General features: G+C 39.9%; 8 protein-coding genes. 1 reads left to right on the plus strand and 7 read right to left on the minus strand.

All coding sequences use genetic code 11. The features are described 5' to 3' along the window. Position 1 precedes the first annotated feature (1 nt). The 3 genes from FNH22_RS20950 to FNH22_RS20960 are packed head-to-tail and all read right to left on the minus strand — an operon-like array spanning position 2 to position 5,218. Positions 2-1,792: a sodium:solute symporter family protein gene (locus tag FNH22_RS20950; protein ID WP_143400403.1), complete on the minus strand. Its 1,791-nt coding sequence runs from the start codon at positions 1,790-1,792 to the stop codon at positions 2-4. Then, positions 1,789-4,323: a glycoside hydrolase family 2 protein gene (locus FNH22_RS20955; protein WP_143400404.1), complete on the minus strand. Its 2,535-nt coding sequence runs from the start codon at positions 4,321-4,323 to the stop codon at positions 1,789-1,791. The genes FNH22_RS20950 and FNH22_RS20955 overlap by 4 nt, the downstream gene beginning before the upstream one ends. Position 4,324: 1 nt before the next feature. After that, complete coding sequence (locus tag FNH22_RS20960; RefSeq protein WP_143400405.1) at positions 4,325-5,218, minus strand: N(4)-(beta-N-acetylglucosaminyl)-L-asparaginase; 894 nt, start codon at positions 5,216-5,218, stop codon at positions 4,325-4,327. A gap of 704 nt (positions 5,219-5,922) precedes the next feature. Here FNH22_RS20960 and FNH22_RS20965 point away from each other — a divergent pair. Beyond that, entirely contained in the window at positions 5,923-7,974 is a 2,052-nt protein-coding gene (locus tag FNH22_RS20965; protein ID WP_143400406.1) for an FG-GAP-like repeat-containing protein, read from the plus strand. Here the strand turns inward: FNH22_RS20965 and FNH22_RS20970 are convergent. The 4 genes from FNH22_RS20970 to FNH22_RS20985 all read right to left on the minus strand — a co-directional run bounded on the left by FNH22_RS20970 (position 7,971) and on the right by FNH22_RS20985 (position 17,992). Then, positions 7,971-9,533: a VCBS repeat-containing protein gene (locus FNH22_RS20970; RefSeq protein WP_143400407.1), complete on the minus strand. Its 1,563-nt coding sequence runs from the start codon at positions 9,531-9,533 to the stop codon at positions 7,971-7,973. The two genes, FNH22_RS20965 and FNH22_RS20970, sit on opposite strands and share 4 nt — an antisense overlap. A gap of 83 nt (positions 9,534-9,616) precedes the next feature. Then, positions 9,617-12,949, minus strand: coding sequence for a VCBS repeat-containing protein (locus tag FNH22_RS20975; RefSeq protein ID WP_143400408.1), 3,333 nt, complete (start codon positions 12,947-12,949; stop codon positions 9,617-9,619). Between the two features lie 128 nt (positions 12,950-13,077). Then, positions 13,078-14,841 carry a SusD/RagB family nutrient-binding outer membrane lipoprotein gene (locus FNH22_RS20980; RefSeq protein WP_143400409.1) on the minus strand — a complete coding sequence of 588 codons (1,764 nt, stop codon included), beginning with the start codon at positions 14,839-14,841 and terminating at the stop codon, positions 13,078-13,080. 19 nt (positions 14,842-14,860) lie between these two features. Continuing rightward, on the minus strand, positions 14,861-17,992 hold the full coding sequence (locus FNH22_RS20985; protein ID WP_143400410.1) for a SusC/RagA family TonB-linked outer membrane protein: 3,132 nt from the start codon (positions 17,990-17,992) through the stop codon (positions 14,861-14,863). Positions 17,993-18,270: the final 278 nt, after the last annotated feature.

The raw sequence follows: 18,270 nt of genomic DNA on the forward strand, positions 1-18,270 counted from the left end.
GTTAATCTTTCAGTTTATCGAGCCAAAATACTTTTAATGAAACCGAACACAAAAGCATTACACCTGTAGCGATCGACATATAAAAATATTCCTGTATAACTAAATAAATAGGAATAACTACCAGGCTCAGCTGCCAAATGGTACCTGTTAAAATGTTGTAGATGTCCCTTCCCATATCTTTGTTTTCCTCAAATGATGGGTCATCCTGCTTCACCTTGTCTTTGATAGGACCCCATACTCCCCAGGGCCTGACCTTTTTGTAAAATGATTTAAGAACAGTTTCGTCATCCGGCGGTGTGAGTAACGTTCCTAAAAAGGAGCCTACCGTAGCCATTAGCAGAATATATGGAAATGCATATAATGGTTGAAGTTCAGGAAAAAGTAACGGCATGATCAGCGAACCCAGTAACCCGGAGATCATACCCCAAAAATAACCGTACCCATTAAAACGCCACCAGTGCCATTTGAGCAGGTTGGAAGCAGTATACCCTCCGAATAATGCGCCAAACAACCATTGCATTATGTCGTTGATGGAGGTTACAAAAAAGCCAAATACAATACCGACAGCTACTAAAATAAACGATACCAGGTAGCTTAAATTCACATAACGTTTGTCACTGGCATGAGGGTTGATATATTTTTTATAGATGTCATTAACAAAATAAGCCGGGGCTGCATTTACCGTAGCGGCATAAGTCGACATAAATGCCGCCAGCAATCCGGCAATCAATAAACCCGTAAGCCCTGCAGGAATAAAATTTTGTATTGCATAAGGCAATATCAGTTCAAAGTCGAAAATCTCATTTTTACTATGTATTTCAGGCCCTAAGAAAACCAATGCAAGTATTGTGAGTCCTGCCACTAGCATGTATCTTGGGAAAAACATAACGAGCGAAACAATACCACTCATTTTCGCCGCTTCACGAGGAGATCTGGCAGCCAATATCCGTTGCATATCATAGTTAGGTACAGGGCCCGCCATGCTGGAAAGAACGCCTTTGAAAAGCATCATCATGAAAAAGAAACCGAACAAAGTAAATCCATCTTTTTCAATTTTGTTATTGACCGTATCTATTATTCCTGACCAATCCATGTTAAGCGTCCAGCCGAAAAAAACATCTTTCCAGCCTTCCGGGATCGCTTTATTTAAGGCTTCTGGGCTTACCGCGTAGATCGCTATGATGCCAACAGCAATGGAAGCTATGGTCATAATACAGAATTGTAACAACTCTGTAAAAACCACGCTGTACATCCCCCCTTTAATAACATAAAGTGTGGTAATACCAATAATGATCAGTGCATAGGTATCGGGAGATAGTTCCCAGGGCAAAAATGTATAGGCAAATTTCCCTATTCCTTTAAAAGCGTAAGAGATAAACCCTATGGCGCTGACAATAGCAAAGATCACCACTACCTGGTGTGAAAGTGTAGCGCCTCTGCCGGTTCCAAAACGTGTTTTTAACCATTCTGCTCCGGTCATTACATCTGACCGGCGAAGCCAGGCTGACAAGTAAACCATTAAAAATATCTGATTAAATGTAGGCCAGATCCAGGGAAGCCAGGCACTTTTCAGACCATAAACGAAACACATCGATACTAACCACATGGTACCGGTGATGTCAAACATACCAGAGGCATTGGATACTCCCAACACCCACCAGGGGATCGTTTTTCCTCCTAAAAAGTAGGAGCTAATATTTTTGGAAGCTCTCCTGGAAATTAAAAAACCTATAAAAACCGTTAACCCGAGGTATATAAATATGATAATTATGTCTAAACCTCCTAGCGTCATTGGCATTTGTTATAAGTATCATATACAGATAAAAAGGAGAGTTCTCCCAGTTTATCACCTTTTCTTAGCTTGTACTGAATCGTCGTGTTTTCATAAGGGATAAGATCAAAGAAGTTATCAGAGAAATTCCCTTCTATTCCATCTATCTCTACATAAAGGTTTTTCACAAAGGTAGACGACATTAATTTTAACGATACAACTCCGTCTGTTTCCCACAGCTTGCAGCTGATGTCCGGTTTGGGAAGTTCAACATCTCCTATTTTTTTTGTATAAAGTATGTTTCTACTTACCTGCTCACCCCCCACTTCCAACGTCATGACACAACAAAACGGCTCACTGGACAATGTGCCTACATCTTCATTTAAAGTCAACTCAGATACATTAGGAGCAATGTTCAGTTCAAGTTGTTTTTCACTGATAGTCTGTCCGTTTATCCCCTTCCAAACTAATTTTAGTAAGGCGGCCTGTTCTGTCAAACTATCGCTTATAACAAAAAAAGATGCACGCTCATTTTCCATTTCACCAGTTACCAGGAAAGTGGAAAATGACCTTTTAACCTGGTAATGAAGTGCCTTCCATTTACCATAGTAGTCCATCCCTGACCAAGAAGCTACCGGCCAACAATCGTTTAACTGCCAGTACAGTGACCCCATACAAAATGGTTTGGCATTTCGATGCGCTTCGAACGCAATTTTCAGCCCCTCGGCCTGAACCAGCTGGCTCAAATATAAAAAGCTTTCAAAGTTTTGAGGGGCTTTATAATATTTGAGAATGGTTTCATTAATAATACGATTCCCACGCGGATGTTTTTGATGCATTTTCATCGCTGCCGAGTCTATGCGCTGATCCTCTTTTGCGATGAACTTATTCACAGACTGTTGTAATGGGAAAGACTGAAAGCCGTATTCGCTCATGAATCGGGGAACTCTCTTTTTGTAGCTATCAAAGTCTTCTTCCCCATGCCATACGCCCCAATAGTGATTATCTCCTTTACGGTCGTCAGATGCGATCTCCCAAAAACCAATAGGGCTCGATGAGAAGTAAAAACGGTTGGTATCTAATGTAGTAACTAATTGAGGGAGCACCGTATGGAACAGGAACTGGTAATCTGCTTTCAACCCTTCGTATTGTTTGTCAGAATAGCCGAATTTATCTTTCCATTCCCAAAACTCAATGCCCATTTCAATTTCATTGTTACCACACCAAAGGGCTAAGCAGGCATGATTCCGTAATCTTTTTATTGTATTTGTCGCTTCATTTTTAACATTATCAATGAATTCATCTGTTCCCGGATATAAAGTACAGGCGAACATGAAATCCTGCCAGATCAATATTCCATATTCATCGGCCAACTCATAAAAATAATCATCTTCATAAATCCCTCCTCCCCAAACACGGATCATGTTCATATTGGATTGTTTTATATCATCAAACAGTTGATCATACTTTCTTTTGCTTACGTTGGGAAGAAAACTATCAGATGGAATGTAATTTGCGCCCTTCATAAATACAGGATGACCATTCACTTTTATATAAAAAGACTCTCCGTAATTATCCGGTTCATTGATCACTTCTATGGTCCGTAAACCTATACGTTGATGTGCCTTACTGATGAGTGAATTATCTATCATCAGACGGATGGCAAAATTGTATAAATAAGCTTTCCCTAAGCCATTAGGCCACCAACGCTCCGGGTTCGACAGGGTAAGGGAAAGGCTGACCCGATTCATACCTGCTTCAAAGGTACGCTCCAATGAGACTTTTTTCGATACCTGGTCAGAATCAATGAACAACTCACCGTTAATTTGTTCAAAGGCGAATATTTCAAGCTCAAAACTCAACTTTACCTGTGTATCACTCTGCCACGCCTGGGTAATGTGAACGTTTGAGATCTTGGCCTTATTGACAGGTTGTAAGTACACGGATTTCCAAATGCCTGAAGTGACAAACTTTGGTCCCCAATCCCAGCCATAGTGGTAAGGCGCTTTACGTGTAAATACACTTAGTTTATGGTCTGACTTATCATTTTCCGCCGGATAAACTGTACCCAGTCTTTTTTGAAGTCCCTGTGTTTCAAGAATAGGGGACCGGAATTTAATGAACAGTTCGTTGTCCCCACGCCTCAAATGCTCTTTGCATAGCGTACGATATTCAATGAACATATTGTTCGATTCTACGACTTTATGGCCATTCAGGAAAACTTCGCTATAGGTGTCAAGGCCTTCAAAAACTAATTCTATCTCAGTCGAGTCCGGAAAATCCTCCTCTAGTTTAAAGACGCACTTGTATTCCCAGTTTTTTTCTTCTATCCATTGTAAATGAGCTTCATTATCACCAAAAAAAGGATCGTTGATCTTCCGGTTGCTCAATAAATCAATAAAATTACAACCCGGCACCTGTGCTTCAAGCCATTCCTCACTGCCTTCCTGTCTGAAATGCCATCCCTCGTGTAGCAAGACCTTGTTCACACTTACGTTTTGAGATTTACTTAATGCAATCTCGCCGTTTACCTGATTGATTCTTTCGAGCATGCTATTTGATTTGATAGCGAGCTTCCGTCAGCTCTTCTATTGTATCATTTTTAACAGCATACGTAAACCCTTTTTGAACGCTGTAAGCACCTGTTTGCCCATTCATGTCCATGGCCATGAAGCCCACCTGAACATCATGTGGGTTTTTCTGTCGATCTATGATCCGCTGTACAATTGCTTTACAGGCCTCCTGTGGCGTTTTACCATTACGCATCATTTCTACTACCATGGCACTTCCTGCTGTTCTGATTACTTCCTCACCTAAGCCTGTTGCACAAGCCCCACCTACCTCTCCATCTATGAACAGACCTGCACCTATTATCGGGGAATCTCCTACACGCCCGTGCATTTTCCAGGCCGCGCCACTGGTGGTACAAGCTCCCGCCATTTTACCTTTTTCATCAATCGCCAATGTACTTATGGTATCGTGGTTCTCTATATTAATAAGAGGTTTATAGTTCGAAGTCTTTAACCATTCTTTATAATCATTTTTTGAAGCGTCTGTTAGTAATTCTTCTTCCTTGAATCCATTCTGAAGGGCAAATTGTTTTGCTCCATTTCCTACCAGCATAATGTGAGGGGTATCTTGCATCACCTTTCGTGCCACTGAAATGGGGTTTTTGATCCCCTGCAGAAAAGCTACTGCACCACATGCCCCATCTCCATCCATTATACAGGCATCCAGGGTAACCTTACCTTCACGGTCCGGATAGCCACCTATGCCCACCGTTCTCACGTTTGGGTCAGACTCCACTTCCATCACACCTTTTTCCACCGCGTCTAACGCCGGGCTGCCTTTTTTTAGAAGTTCAAAACCAACAGTATTGGCTGTCATTCCATGATCCCAGGTAGACATCATGATTGGCCATTGTTTTAGTGGCTCAATTCGAGCCATTGTTAATCGAGGTGATAATGACACAGAAGCCGCAAGAGCACCTAGTTTTACAAATTTCCTTCTATCTATTTTCGTTTTACCCATTTCTAACAAGCATATAGCATGAAGGATTTCATCCTTTCATACCTCAGATTACTACCTTTCAATGAATTGTCTTTCTGCCATTGATATCTGAATAAAGCGCAGATTTTCTTTAAGAAAAATACTAATAGGCATGTCTTTAAAACCTCCATGAACATTGCAAATAACGTAAAGACAATTTCTCTTCGTTTTCCGGTATCATGAAGAGCCCCGGCAACATTAATGTGACATGGTTCGGTCTTTCGAAGTAGCTCCTTAATGGTGCCAACATTTTCTTGTTCAATTAGTTTCTTATTGACCAGATGTGTTTTACACCATACATTCATTCTACTTGTTCCGATTAAATCTTTCCGATGGTTAAAGAGGACTTTAATAAGCCTTTTGATTCACTCTTTTCATTGGTATCACACGCCACTTTTCCTTTTCCACCATGAATTCAGCTTATACACATCCGGCAAAAAACGCAAAATATCTCGGAAATCCGAAGAAATTCATGCATAAATTTAATTGTTTATCAATGAAAAGCTCATTAAAGCGCAAATAAACACTTATTTTCGTGCAAACAAATCGGTAATTTGCCTATATTTAAATGATACTGTACAAAGTGTAAATTCTATTTTAATATGAAGCTGACGTTGTCAAACGCTGGTATAGCTAAAGCATTCATGATCTTACCGGTCATTCTGGTAATGTGTTCTCTTACATCATGCTGTATTGCACAATCCTTTAAAGAAGTCAGTAAGAGCATCGGTGTCATTCACTTTCAACATGACCCCAACCTGATTACCGGTGGCATAGCTATATTTGACTTTAATAATGATGGTTTTGAAGACCTCTACCTTACCGGAGGGTTGAAAGAAGACAGGCTATACGAAAATGATGGGTCCGGATTATTTATTGACGTAAGTGATAAATTAGATTCTGACCTTTTAAAAATCGCTTTTACACATGGAGTAGCTGTAGGAGATATAGACAATGATGGATATGATGATATTCTTGTAACCACACATAAAGGTTACGGAAATATTCTCCTGATCAATTATCAGGGAGAACGATTCATTGATGTGTCCGGACGGCTCAAGAGTTCTAAGAGAAATGTATGGAGTACTTCAGCATCTATGGGCGATATCGATATGGATGGTGATCTGGATATTTATGTCGGAAATTTTGCAGATTATGATACGGACAAGTTTAGGGATGAGTCAATCTCCAAAACAATACCTAATACACTTTATATCAATAACGGTGGCTCCTTTACTGATGAAGCAGAATCATTTAACGTGGCGGATGAAGGATCAACGCTGGCGGTAAGTTTTACAGATGTCAATGGTGATGGATATCCTGACATTTACGTTGGTAATGACCATGGAAAGCGTTTTTTGCCTAACGCATTATACTTAAACAACCCTACAGAAAATACGTTTGAAAAAACTCCGGTTGAAATGGGCGCTGACGTAGCTATTAATTCCATGGGTATAGCTATAGGAGATTATGATGAGGACCAGGACCTCGATTACTATGTCACACATCTCGCCGAAAATGTCTTGCTCAACAACGACTTTACCCATGCCACAGGATTTACGGATCAATCTTCGATCGAATCTGTTGAATCTACCAATGGGGTAAGCTGGGGTGCGGTTTTTTTTGATTACGACAATGATAGCTTTCTGGATCTTTATGTTGCCAATGGAGATATGTTTGGCGCTGATATCCCACAAAAAAATGTACTCTATCAAAGGAAGAGCGGAAAATTCTCCAACGTTTCTGATGATCAGGGGGTCTCTGATGCCTCCAGAAGCCGGGGAGTAGCTACCGGCGACCTGAATAATGACGGCTTATTGGACCTAGCGGTAGTAACTGTTTCAGCAAAAGATCGTAATTCCATTCATAATTCTATTTTTCAGAACGAAAACATTGATACCGGTCACTGGTCTAAAGTACAGCTTGAAGGTTCAGAAAGTAACAGGAATGCTTATGGAAGCCTGGTCAGGCTATTTTTAGAAGATAGGGTTTTGATCCGAGAGGTGGATGGAGGCTCCAGTTATTTATCTCACAACTCCTCTATCCTTCATTTTGGACTAGGTTCTGCTACTATTATCGACAGTTTGGAAGTTCAATGGCCGGGTGGATACACAGAGACCTACCGTTCACTGGAAGCTGATAAACTGATATCCATAAAAGAGAAGGACAATTTGTATTATGCCTTCTATACCGTGATTGAAAAAGAATGCGAACAGGACTCCGTATTAATACATGATAAGTTCCGAACACTACCAGGTGTTTATAGTGATACCTCTAAAATGGGTATGTATGAAGAAGTTCGTTTGACTTCACTAAAGCCCCCTCGCAGAAAGAGCATTGAATGTAATCTTGATCAGGAAATCCCTGAATCCACTAAAAAGGACATTTTCATCTATCCAAACCCATTCGAAAATGAGCTCTCCGTCATTTTAAACAAAATGGAGGATTATGGTGCATTGAAAATTGATTTTATCAATACAAAAGGTAAAACTGTTTTAAAACTATTCTTACCACAAACTCCTACCGAAAATAACACCATTACTATTTCTAAGGAATCTCTTAACAAGCTTCCCACAGGGTTGTATTTAATGAATGTTCATTCTGCGAGTGATGATGGAAGAATACTCTACTCAAGAAGAACTATCAAATACTAATTTTCAGATTGAAATAGCTGGTTTTCCAAAATCAATATCTCCGTTCCCGGCTTATTCCAAGAAGTACGCACAAACGAAGGCACAGGCACAGGTGATGCATTGAATGCCCCAATAATAAGATCTTTATCTCCGTCTTGATCCAAATCTGCTTTTTCTAATGTTATAGCATGCGTAAGTGTCTCTAACGTAGGCGTCCTAATTATAAAACTATATTTTTCTTCGCTACTGTTATTCTCAAGGTAAACAAAGTTCTCATGTGCCAGGTTTTCAAAATCCGGAAAAGTGGATAAAACCGCAAAATCATAGTCTCCGTCTCCATCAAAGTCATCCGTTTGCAACCGTGTAGCGCCGTAAATAGGTGTAAAATGCGCCTCAGAAAAGTTATTTTTTTGGTCATTCAAGAATATTCTTAGTCCGTGATAGGGTTTTGTAAAATAAGAATAATCGGCATTATCACCCTGCACTGTTATAATATCATAGTAGCCATCCTTATTAAAGTCTATTACCGCCAGATCGGAAGAACCATATTGCGGAGGAAATCGGAGTACTCTTTCAGTACGGAATTGCAAGTCATCAGTCTGGTACAAAATGTAGACGCTCTCATCGCTCTGTGCAAATAATACGACAATATCATCTTTTCCATCTTTATTCATATCCCGAATAGAAGCCTTAATAGCTCCCGGTTGACTTAACTCAAAAATTGAAGTGTACTTTGTCTCCGAAAGGGAATAAATGTTAAAGCTACCCGTATAATTCCCAAAATTACAAACGATTATTTCATCTGTACCATCTCCATTAAAGTCGTGAAAATCCGTATATACCGGTCGCTGAAGATTAGGAATGATCACTCTCAAAGAATCTTTGTTAATAGGTGAGGTCATAAAACCCTCCGACTTATCCGACGGAAACAAAATACCTATTTCGGTCATGGCCTTCCACTCGCCCGTAAAATCAAAGTCAATCACTGGACTTTTCGTTGAAAATGCGCGTATAAGGCCTGTATCTTTTTTCCAGATGTGTACTTTATTGAACCCATCCCCTATCCACAGCTCTCCGGATAAGCTATCGTACTTAATACCGGTAACCATAGAAGTCGCTGAACGGGTTGCTATACTATATTTGGTAGCCTGAAAAAGTTCTAACTTTTCACTTCGGTCATTCCGGCTCAAGTCTGATTGAATAGAGTCCGGAGAATTTTTAAGGTAGTAATCCACAATATCAGCCCAGTGTGCCGAATCAATAAGAGGTTGAGTTGGAAAAATATTCGCACTTTTTAATATGTTAGCTTCCACCGGGTCCAAACCTGAATACGGATTGAATAAAGGTCCGTTTGTACCTAGAAATTCACCCATTTTAGGAAGAACATAATCCCGCCAGTAATATGTAGGAATAGAGCCCGGTTCCGGTTTTAAGTGACAAGAGCCACAATATCCCTGGGCTAAAGCATCAATGGTTGGCGGTTTTTTTGTGGTATCCTCGCTATCCTGAAAAATCCAAAATATAGGAATAGCACCCAAAAGCACTATAATAAGCAAAACAATTCTTGTGCGTTTTTTCATTTTGCAATTTAAAGCTGATTTATGTATTTATAATCTTAAAATAGTTCTTTTACAGGCCTTAACGGGCGTATCAAATACTGAACTTACGGCAGGTCAATTAAGTCAGTGGTTCGTACGTACTGTTTGGCATTACTGTTGTTGACGATAAAGAGCAAGCCATCGGCAGTTTTTATTACTTCTCTTACATCACCGGATACATTGAAACCTGATTGATATTGAGGAACATATTCAAAACTCCCTCCTTTCTGTCCTATTAAGAGCATTCCATTATTACCTGTATACTTTCCTGTTCTCACTTTGGATTTGCTAAGGTTTCCACCCAATATAAGGTCTTGAATGTTGTCGCCGTTGACGTCCATGGACTGAACAGCATATACCGGTGCAATTTGTGCTTCAACAGGTAACGGCTTGACAATCAATTTCCCATTTATATTTTCCAGGAATAAAGACCTGAATTCGGATGCCTTTAAAACTGTTGAACCTGATAATTCTTCAGCAGTTAGTATTTTTTCTATGTTCGCTTCTGCATAAGACTCATATGTTTGAAACCTCTTTTTGAAGGTTACCACTTGTCTCGAAAGCTCATCTAACGAGGCATAAGGCCACTTTTCACCTTGAATGTAATAGTTAAGCAATGGATCTATTGAGCCATTTTTATCGTAATCATCATAGTAAAGAGTAACAGGTTCTTGCAGAGTAGGTTTGAGCTGAGAGTTTAAGCCAAAATTACCCACTACAAAATCCATGTCCCCGTCCTGTTCAAAATCAAATGCATGGATCTTATTCCACCATCCACTCAAATCCGATTCGATGTAAACATCACTCTTATCAACAAATCGTCCGCTTTCATTGATCAATACCTTAATGCCGATCCAATCGCCTACAAGCATTAAATCAACAGCCCCATCCCTGTTGATGTCGATAGAAACAGCATCTGAAATAAGACCAAGGTTACCTTTTAGTGGTAATGCATTAGAAGTCATGTCTTTGAAAATACCATTACCATCATTTTTGTAAAGACATGATGGATGATACAAGGGATAAGCCCCTGGAACTACACCTCCTCCTACAAACAGATCCATATTTTTATCTCCATCGATATCAAGTACTGTTACGCATGAAGAATTCAATAATTGCCTGGGAAACGTCTCTGACAGAACCCATTCCCCCGATTTATTGATATATAATCTGTCTGCCAAATGGATGGAGTCTCTTAAAAACTCATATCCCCCGCTGGCTACGAAAAGATCGTTATCCCCATCCCCATCAGCATCCAGAAAAACAGCATCTATATCTTCACTGTTTATTTCACTTATAGTATGACCTCCATCCTCTTTTTGACGAAAGATCTTTCCGGCGTACCCTTTACTACCTCCAACAAAAATGTCTTTAATTCCATCGCCATCAACGTCTCCATAGGCTACTGCAGGCCCCTGCGTTGAATAGGCCTTAGGTAAGAGTGGTTGAACCTTGAAGTCATTAAAATCATTTTCCACATGTATTATTGAATCCTTTGGACTAACCTCTGTGAAGAATGTTTTTGTACCAGGTATAATGTATTCAGTGGATGTAGCATTTTGCTCTTCCAATACCAGCCACTGGTTTGCCTCTACGTTATATACTACTTCCGTTTTTCCACTTATCCACTGTACCATTAAAGAGTCTATCTGAGCATGGACACCTAACCCAAAATGAAGAATTGGCTCGACGGATGATTGAAATCCCCGGTATGGATTAAGCTCTTTTTTCTGCATAACTCCATTTACAAAAACTGTGACTTTTGCCCCCAGCCCATATGTGTTCTTCTTTTCTCCTTTTAAGGACACTTTTAGGTAGTGAGAGGATTCATCAAGCACCAGGTTATTTCTATAAATACTGACCGGTTGATCAATATTATTTATGATCATATCCAGGTCACCATCTGCATCTAAGTCCGCCCAAGCGGCTCCATTGGACAATGTTTCAGCATTGAAGCCCCATTCGGATGTAACGTTTTTAAACTGAAGGTTTCCCTGGTATTGGTATACATAATTATGGAGTTTATTAGAAGGCATCTTTTTCAGCATTTCCAAATAAGGGTCCGCATCACTACCCGCCATTGAACGTTTCATCTGTTGATCCGCCTTATAATTTAGAAAATCATTGTTAGTATAGTCTCTCTTATAGCCATTGGTAACAAACAAATCCTCCAAACCATCATTATTTAAATCCGCAAATAATGCCGCCCAACTCCAGTCGGTATTAGAAATACCGGTAAGCTGCCCTACCTCAGAAAACGTGTTATTTCCATTATTTAAGTGTAGCATATTGCGCATATACTGGTAGTGATAGCCTGTCTTCACCTGTTGCTCGAATAACTCAAAGTTGTCAGGTCCAAAAAGCTGTTTTTGACGTTTGTTGTCTTCGGGCAGCATATCCAGACTAAAAATATCCATGTGCCCATCATTATTCAGGTCAGTAATATCAGCGCCCATAGAAAAATTGGACATATGGGAGAGCATCTCATATGAACGGTCAAGAAATTTGCCATTCTGATCATTGATGTACAGTTTGTCGTTGTCTTTATAATCGTTACTTACATAGAGATCAGGCCATCCGTCATTATTTATATCGGAAACAACGATGCCTAAACCGTAATTAGATGAGGGGCCATAAATACCTATTTCATCTGCTATCTCAGTAAAGAAACCATTGTCGTTTCTTAAAAACCTGTTACCTACATGAGGCGTTCTCACAGTTTTATTCACAAAAAACATGCTTTGAGAATTGGAGAGTTCGATTAGCGCATGGTTTAACGAGAAAATATCCAAATCCCCATCACGGTCATAATCAAAAAAAGCCGCATGTGTAGAATAGGAATCATCATTGATCATCAATTGTTTCGACCTTTCGGTAAAGGTCAGATCACCATTATTCATATAAAGCAAGTTCTCTCTGTTTTTAGCATCAGAATCAGCCGATCTGCAAACGTAAATATCCAACCAGCCATCTCCATTAATATCTACCATAGAAACACCTGTTTTCCATCCGATCTTACTGGCTACCCCTGCGGTATTTGTAATATCCCGAAATTTGAAATTGCCCTCGTTCAGGTATAATCTGTTAGACTGGTTGTTAGAACTGAAGTATATATCAGTTAGTCCATCATTATTGACATCTCCAACAGCCACACCACCTCCATTATACAGGTATTCATAAGTGAAAATATTGATGGCCTCAGTCTCCCCACTCCTATTGACAAAATCAATCCCTGTTTCTTCAGAAGGCAACAACTCAAATGCAGGCGGACCGGGAGATGGTTTATTACAACTTACCAATGCCCCTAACAAGCATATAAACACATAATGATTCGAATTATTGATCATATCAAATTGAAAAAATTTTACTCTTGAAGACCTGGCTGTTCTTATTTTCATAAGATATCGCAGATCAGAAAGCCTTAGCAATGAAAATAAATATAAAGAATTAAATATCTGTTAATAAAACAAAAAGAGGGTACTTAAAAAAGTAACCTCTTTTTGTAACCTAAGTATTAAAGGACCTATTATTTATTCGGATCATAATACAACGGAACATTTTCTAATTCCGATCCACCAAGGAATTCTACACCTTGATTATATTTTTCAGCGTTGTTTACGGCCTCTACATTTGGATACCTTACCCGTTTTGGATAAGCGTCAGGATTAGCTGCTTGCAAATCACCCAAAGAGTAAATAGATGGTTCCGGGTCAGCTAAAGGTATCAGGAAGGGGTATGAAGTCTTTCTGAAGTCTGCAAAAGCTTCCCATGAAAAGTCGGGAAAACAACCAATATATTTTTGCGTAATTATCTTAGCCAATTTGCTGTCAGCAGGTAATCCGTTCGGCAGTGTTTGACCTGAATCGAAATCATAATTAACGGATAACCCATACGTATTTAAGTCATTCGAATTAATATAAGTATCGATCAGCGTTTCATCTACTTCATGCCATAACATAGACTGTCTTATACCTTCTTCATAAAAGAATTTGGCATCTCCTTTGGCATCCCAGCCTTTCAGCGCCATTTCAGCCCTTAAAAAAAGTACTTCGTGATACTTTACTACTTCATACGGACGGTCCTGTTTGGAATAGTTATTACCGAGTGAAGCGTAATAAAAGGTATTATACTCTTCTTTCCCGAGGTCTACAGTATTCAATCCGGCGGGATTACCAACCCACTGGTTATCTACATTGACCACTTCACCATTATCCAATGTTGCCTCATCTTGCGCAAATCCAAAGTTACCAAAATAGAGTGGTCCTCTTGGGTCTACTTTTGAGGGAACTCCTGATCTGAACAGATTCCTTTTCGGATCCAATGAACTCTCTTTACCATCAATGGCCACGCCCGGATCATCGACGATATATACGATTGGGTCTTCCCCTTCCCCTGGCTCTGGCGGATCAGGAAAATCAATTCCTCCAAGACCCACAAGTATGTTTTCGAAAGAACGACTCATGTTGATAGGCGCTCCCCAGCCAAATTGATAGGTATGATAACCATTCTGGCTACCCCAACCAAACTGAGATCCCAATTCTATCAGTCCATTATCAGTAGCTGATTCGATTACACCGGCAGTTATAGCTGCTTCTGCATGACTCCTGGCTAGCTCAGGGTTCACTTCGGAAAGTCGCATCGCTATTTTTAATCGTAAGGATTGAGCGAACTTTTGCCATTTTTCCACATCTGATCGGAAAAGACGATCCTGCTCAGGTATCATAATAGGTAAATCTTCTGACAGTGCTGCCGCCGCTTCTTCAAGCTCTTTCAACATGTCTTGATAAATCACTTCTTCATCATCATAATTGGGGTTGTTACCTGTAAGATCAGCCATTTCAAAGTAAGGGATAGGACCATGCACTCCTACCAACCTCTGAAAGATATATACCTTCATTATGCGAGCAATCTGCTCGTCATTCGTGACTTCCTCTCTTTCTTTAATGGCCGCAATAGCACGATTCAGGTTTTCTATATCACCGACCGATTTATTCCACCAGGCAGTAGCATTTCCCGGAGCTGAAGTCCCGGACGTTCTGTTATAATTAGCGAAGTACTGCACCCACATATCCAGCAAACTGAACTGCACGTTAAAAACATTTTGCAAATCACCCATTGGACCTCTTGAGATAACCGGCGCGATAAAGAAATTAGGCTCTACATTTTCCAGTTCAGTCTCCGCAACATCTCTGTTGATTTCTTCAAAATCGTTCGTGCACCCCGACAGTACTGCCATGAACACTATGGCCGGCATGATTAATCTTGCTTTTACATTTATTATCTTTTTCATCCTCTAATGATTAAACTGCTTAAAATTTCACGTTGAGATTAAATCCAAAACTCCTGGTTGTCGGATAAGGAGCCAGTTCAAATGCAGCTGCATTGTTAGTGGCAAAAAGTGATTCAGGGTCTATCCCGGGAAGATCACTATCCAGCAGTAACAGGTTTCTACCAACTGCAGAAATACGTACACTATTGATAAAAGTATTTTGTAACCATTTTTTAGGTAAGCTATAACCCAGAGTTACTTCTCTGAGTTTCACGAAGCTGGCCTTATACATGAATTGGGAGGTAACGCCAGAGGCAACAGCCCAGTATTGCTGAGAATTTATTTCGGTTGTATTTTCTCCTGTAACAGCACCATCCTCATCCACTGTAACACCATCCAGCACCAGCCCACCTTCTCTGAAAGGTAGTGTACCTTCGGCATTTCCATTGGCATGCATTGTGGCCAAAGAACCTGAATACATATCACCACCTTTACGGATATCTATTAAAAAACTAAAATAAAGTCCTTTATAGGTGAACCTGTTATTTATCCCCAGTTGCCAATCGGGCAAAATATTACCCAAACGTTGGTTCTGATTCTCCTGATCTACTCTTGGAGTACCATCAGCATTGACAATCAACCTACCATCTTCGGTACGTGCAAAGTCCGAACCTGTAATAACTCCAAATTCAGAAACTACTGAGTCTTTTCGAGCCAGAACGTTTACCAATCCAAAACTATTGAGGTTGATGACTGTGTTGTCAAACTGAGATCCGATATCTACCAGCTCGTTCGTGTTTTTGGTGTAATTACCTACCAAATTCCATTCAAAGCCATTAGAAAGTTGGATAGGTATTACAGATAATTGAAGCTCGATACCTTTATTATCCATCTGACCAATATTCACAGTCTGCCTTCCTGACGCAGTAATATTACGTACAGGAACGTCGATGATCTGGTTAACGGTTTGTGTATGGTAGTAAGTCGCGTCTAATGAGATCCTGTTTTCGAATAAACTCAGATCGACACCAAATTCAACGTTCTTAGACTTTTCCGGAACCAGTCCAGAACTTCTCAAAGCATCTGAATTATCCGCTATGATAATTCCTCCATCAAAATTCCGGACATTAAAAGTATTGATCACCTGGCTGGGTTCAAGGAAATTACCAGCTTCAGCATATCCGCCACGTAACTTAACATAACTCAACACAGAAGGAAAATCCACTCCCATATCAGACAGCATTTCACTCAATACAACAGAAGTTGAAACACCTGGATAGGTTATATCAGAATTATCAGGGTCCTGTGTAGAAGACCAATCTGTTCTGGTAGTAAGATCAAGGAACAAATAATCTTTGTAAGAAAGGTTGGCAAATGCGTAAAAAGAATTCACCCTTATTTTTCTTATACTATTATTTCCTCTGAAACGCTCTTCGATACTCGGAGTATTCAAACTAAATACTCCTTCAGGATCTCTGGTAAACTCGTCCGTTCTTCCTCCTATAAATGTTTCTTCTCCGTCTCTTCTGTTCGCACCCACCGAAAAATTCACATTAAAATCTCCAAACGTCTTTGTGGCAGATACCAAAACATCCGCGTTAGACTCTGAAATAGTTCTGGTGTTAATGACGAAATCTGATTCAAACCCAGGACTATTGCTGGGAGTACCCACACCCCATGGATTTACCCTTTCATCTTTTCTTATCTGATAATCCAGTCCGTGTCTCAATTGAACTTTCAACCAATCAGTAACATTATATTCCACTCTTGCCAGGGTGATGTATCGGTTGGTCTCATCCGTATTGTACCCTTCATTTACTAACCAGTAAGGATTTCTTTGAGTTCTGAAAGCGGTAGTATCCCAAAGGTTTTGAAAGCCTTCAGCCGTTTTAAAGTTTCTTTGATCTTCAAAACCAATGGACCTTGGCTGGGTAATATAATTAAAGAAAACACTCCGGGGAGATCCGGATAACCAAGGACGGTTAAACGCTTCTTCGTTTGTATAAGAAAGCTTACCTTCTACGGTTAGTTTATCCGTGAATTTATGTTGAGCCTTGATACTTGCAAGGTTCCTTTCCAACTCCGTGTTAGGCAGAAGTCCTTCGTTTTCAAAACGTGTATAAGAAACTCTGAAAGTAGTTTGTTCATTACCCCCATCGGCAGCGACGCTATACGTTTTTGTTACGCCGGTTTGAAGAAAATCTTTGAGATCGTCCTCATTAATAGTTAAAGGGGCCTCCCCAAAGTTTGTCCAGTAGTTATCAACAATTTGTCCTTCAGCCCTAGGTCCCCAACTGCCGCCTGCCCCATAAGCATAAACACCGTTATTTCCCTGGCCATACTCGTGTTGCATATTGTCGTATAGCTCTAAAGGCTTATCAAACATTACATTGGCGTTAAATGAAATACCAACACCACTTCCTGACTTACCGGATTTTGTTGTAATTAACACAACTCCGTTCAACCCTCTATTACCATAAAGTGCAGCAGCAGACGGGCCTTTTAGTATCGTCATACTCTCTATATCGTCAGGATTGATCTGTTGAATACCTACTCCACCATCAAATGCGCCTGTGGCAGAATTGTCGTTAACTCCGCCACCTTCAAACCGGTTCACTATGGGCACACCATCTACCACATATAATGGTTCATTATCCCGTGTAATAGATTTGAAACCCCTTATATAAATAACGGTAGAACCCGCAGGACCATTACCTGTATTATTGATTTGCACCCCACTAACCTTTCCAGCCAGATTGTTCAGTACGTTGGGTTCTCTGGCCTCCACAAGCTCTTTACCATCTAAACTCTGAACTGCAAAACCCACTGCTTTTTTATCCCGCTCTATGCCCAAAGCTGTTACCACTATTTCACTAAGTTGAGTAATATCACCTTCCAGTGAAATATCAATGGTCGATTGATTACCAACAACGGCCTGTGCAGTTTTAAAACCTATAAAACTGAAATTCAGTACATCGCCGGAATTTGCCTGAATCTGATAATTTCCTTCAATATCAGTCACCGTTCCCGTGGTAGTGCCTTCAATAAAAACGCTCACCCCAGGTAGCCCCTCTCCTGTGCCGGAATCAATTACTTTTCCCACTATCTGTGCCTGAGCGCTTAGTGTCAAGCACATAGAGAAGCAAAAGAATGTAAGTAGATGTTTTATCATATTAAATAATTATTTTAAATAAACACTAATGTTAAAGCATTGGAAATTTAATTCAAAGAATTTCGTGCAAAAATTTTGCATTTCATGCATATAAACAATTAATTTCATGCACAAATGTTGCAAAAAACATATGCAAGACATATAAATGCGCAAATTCAATTATACCGATTGCATATTATGGCTTGTTTAAGCATAACCTGCAGTTCGATGTACTACTAAGCTTAAGCTATGGATATAATCATTTACATTTCTCAGGGTAATCACCTAAGTATTCTAAT

This window comes from Fulvivirga sp. M361, from assembly GCF_007097395.1.
Lineage (GTDB): Bacteria > Bacteroidota > Bacteroidia > Cytophagales > Cyclobacteriaceae > Fulvivirga.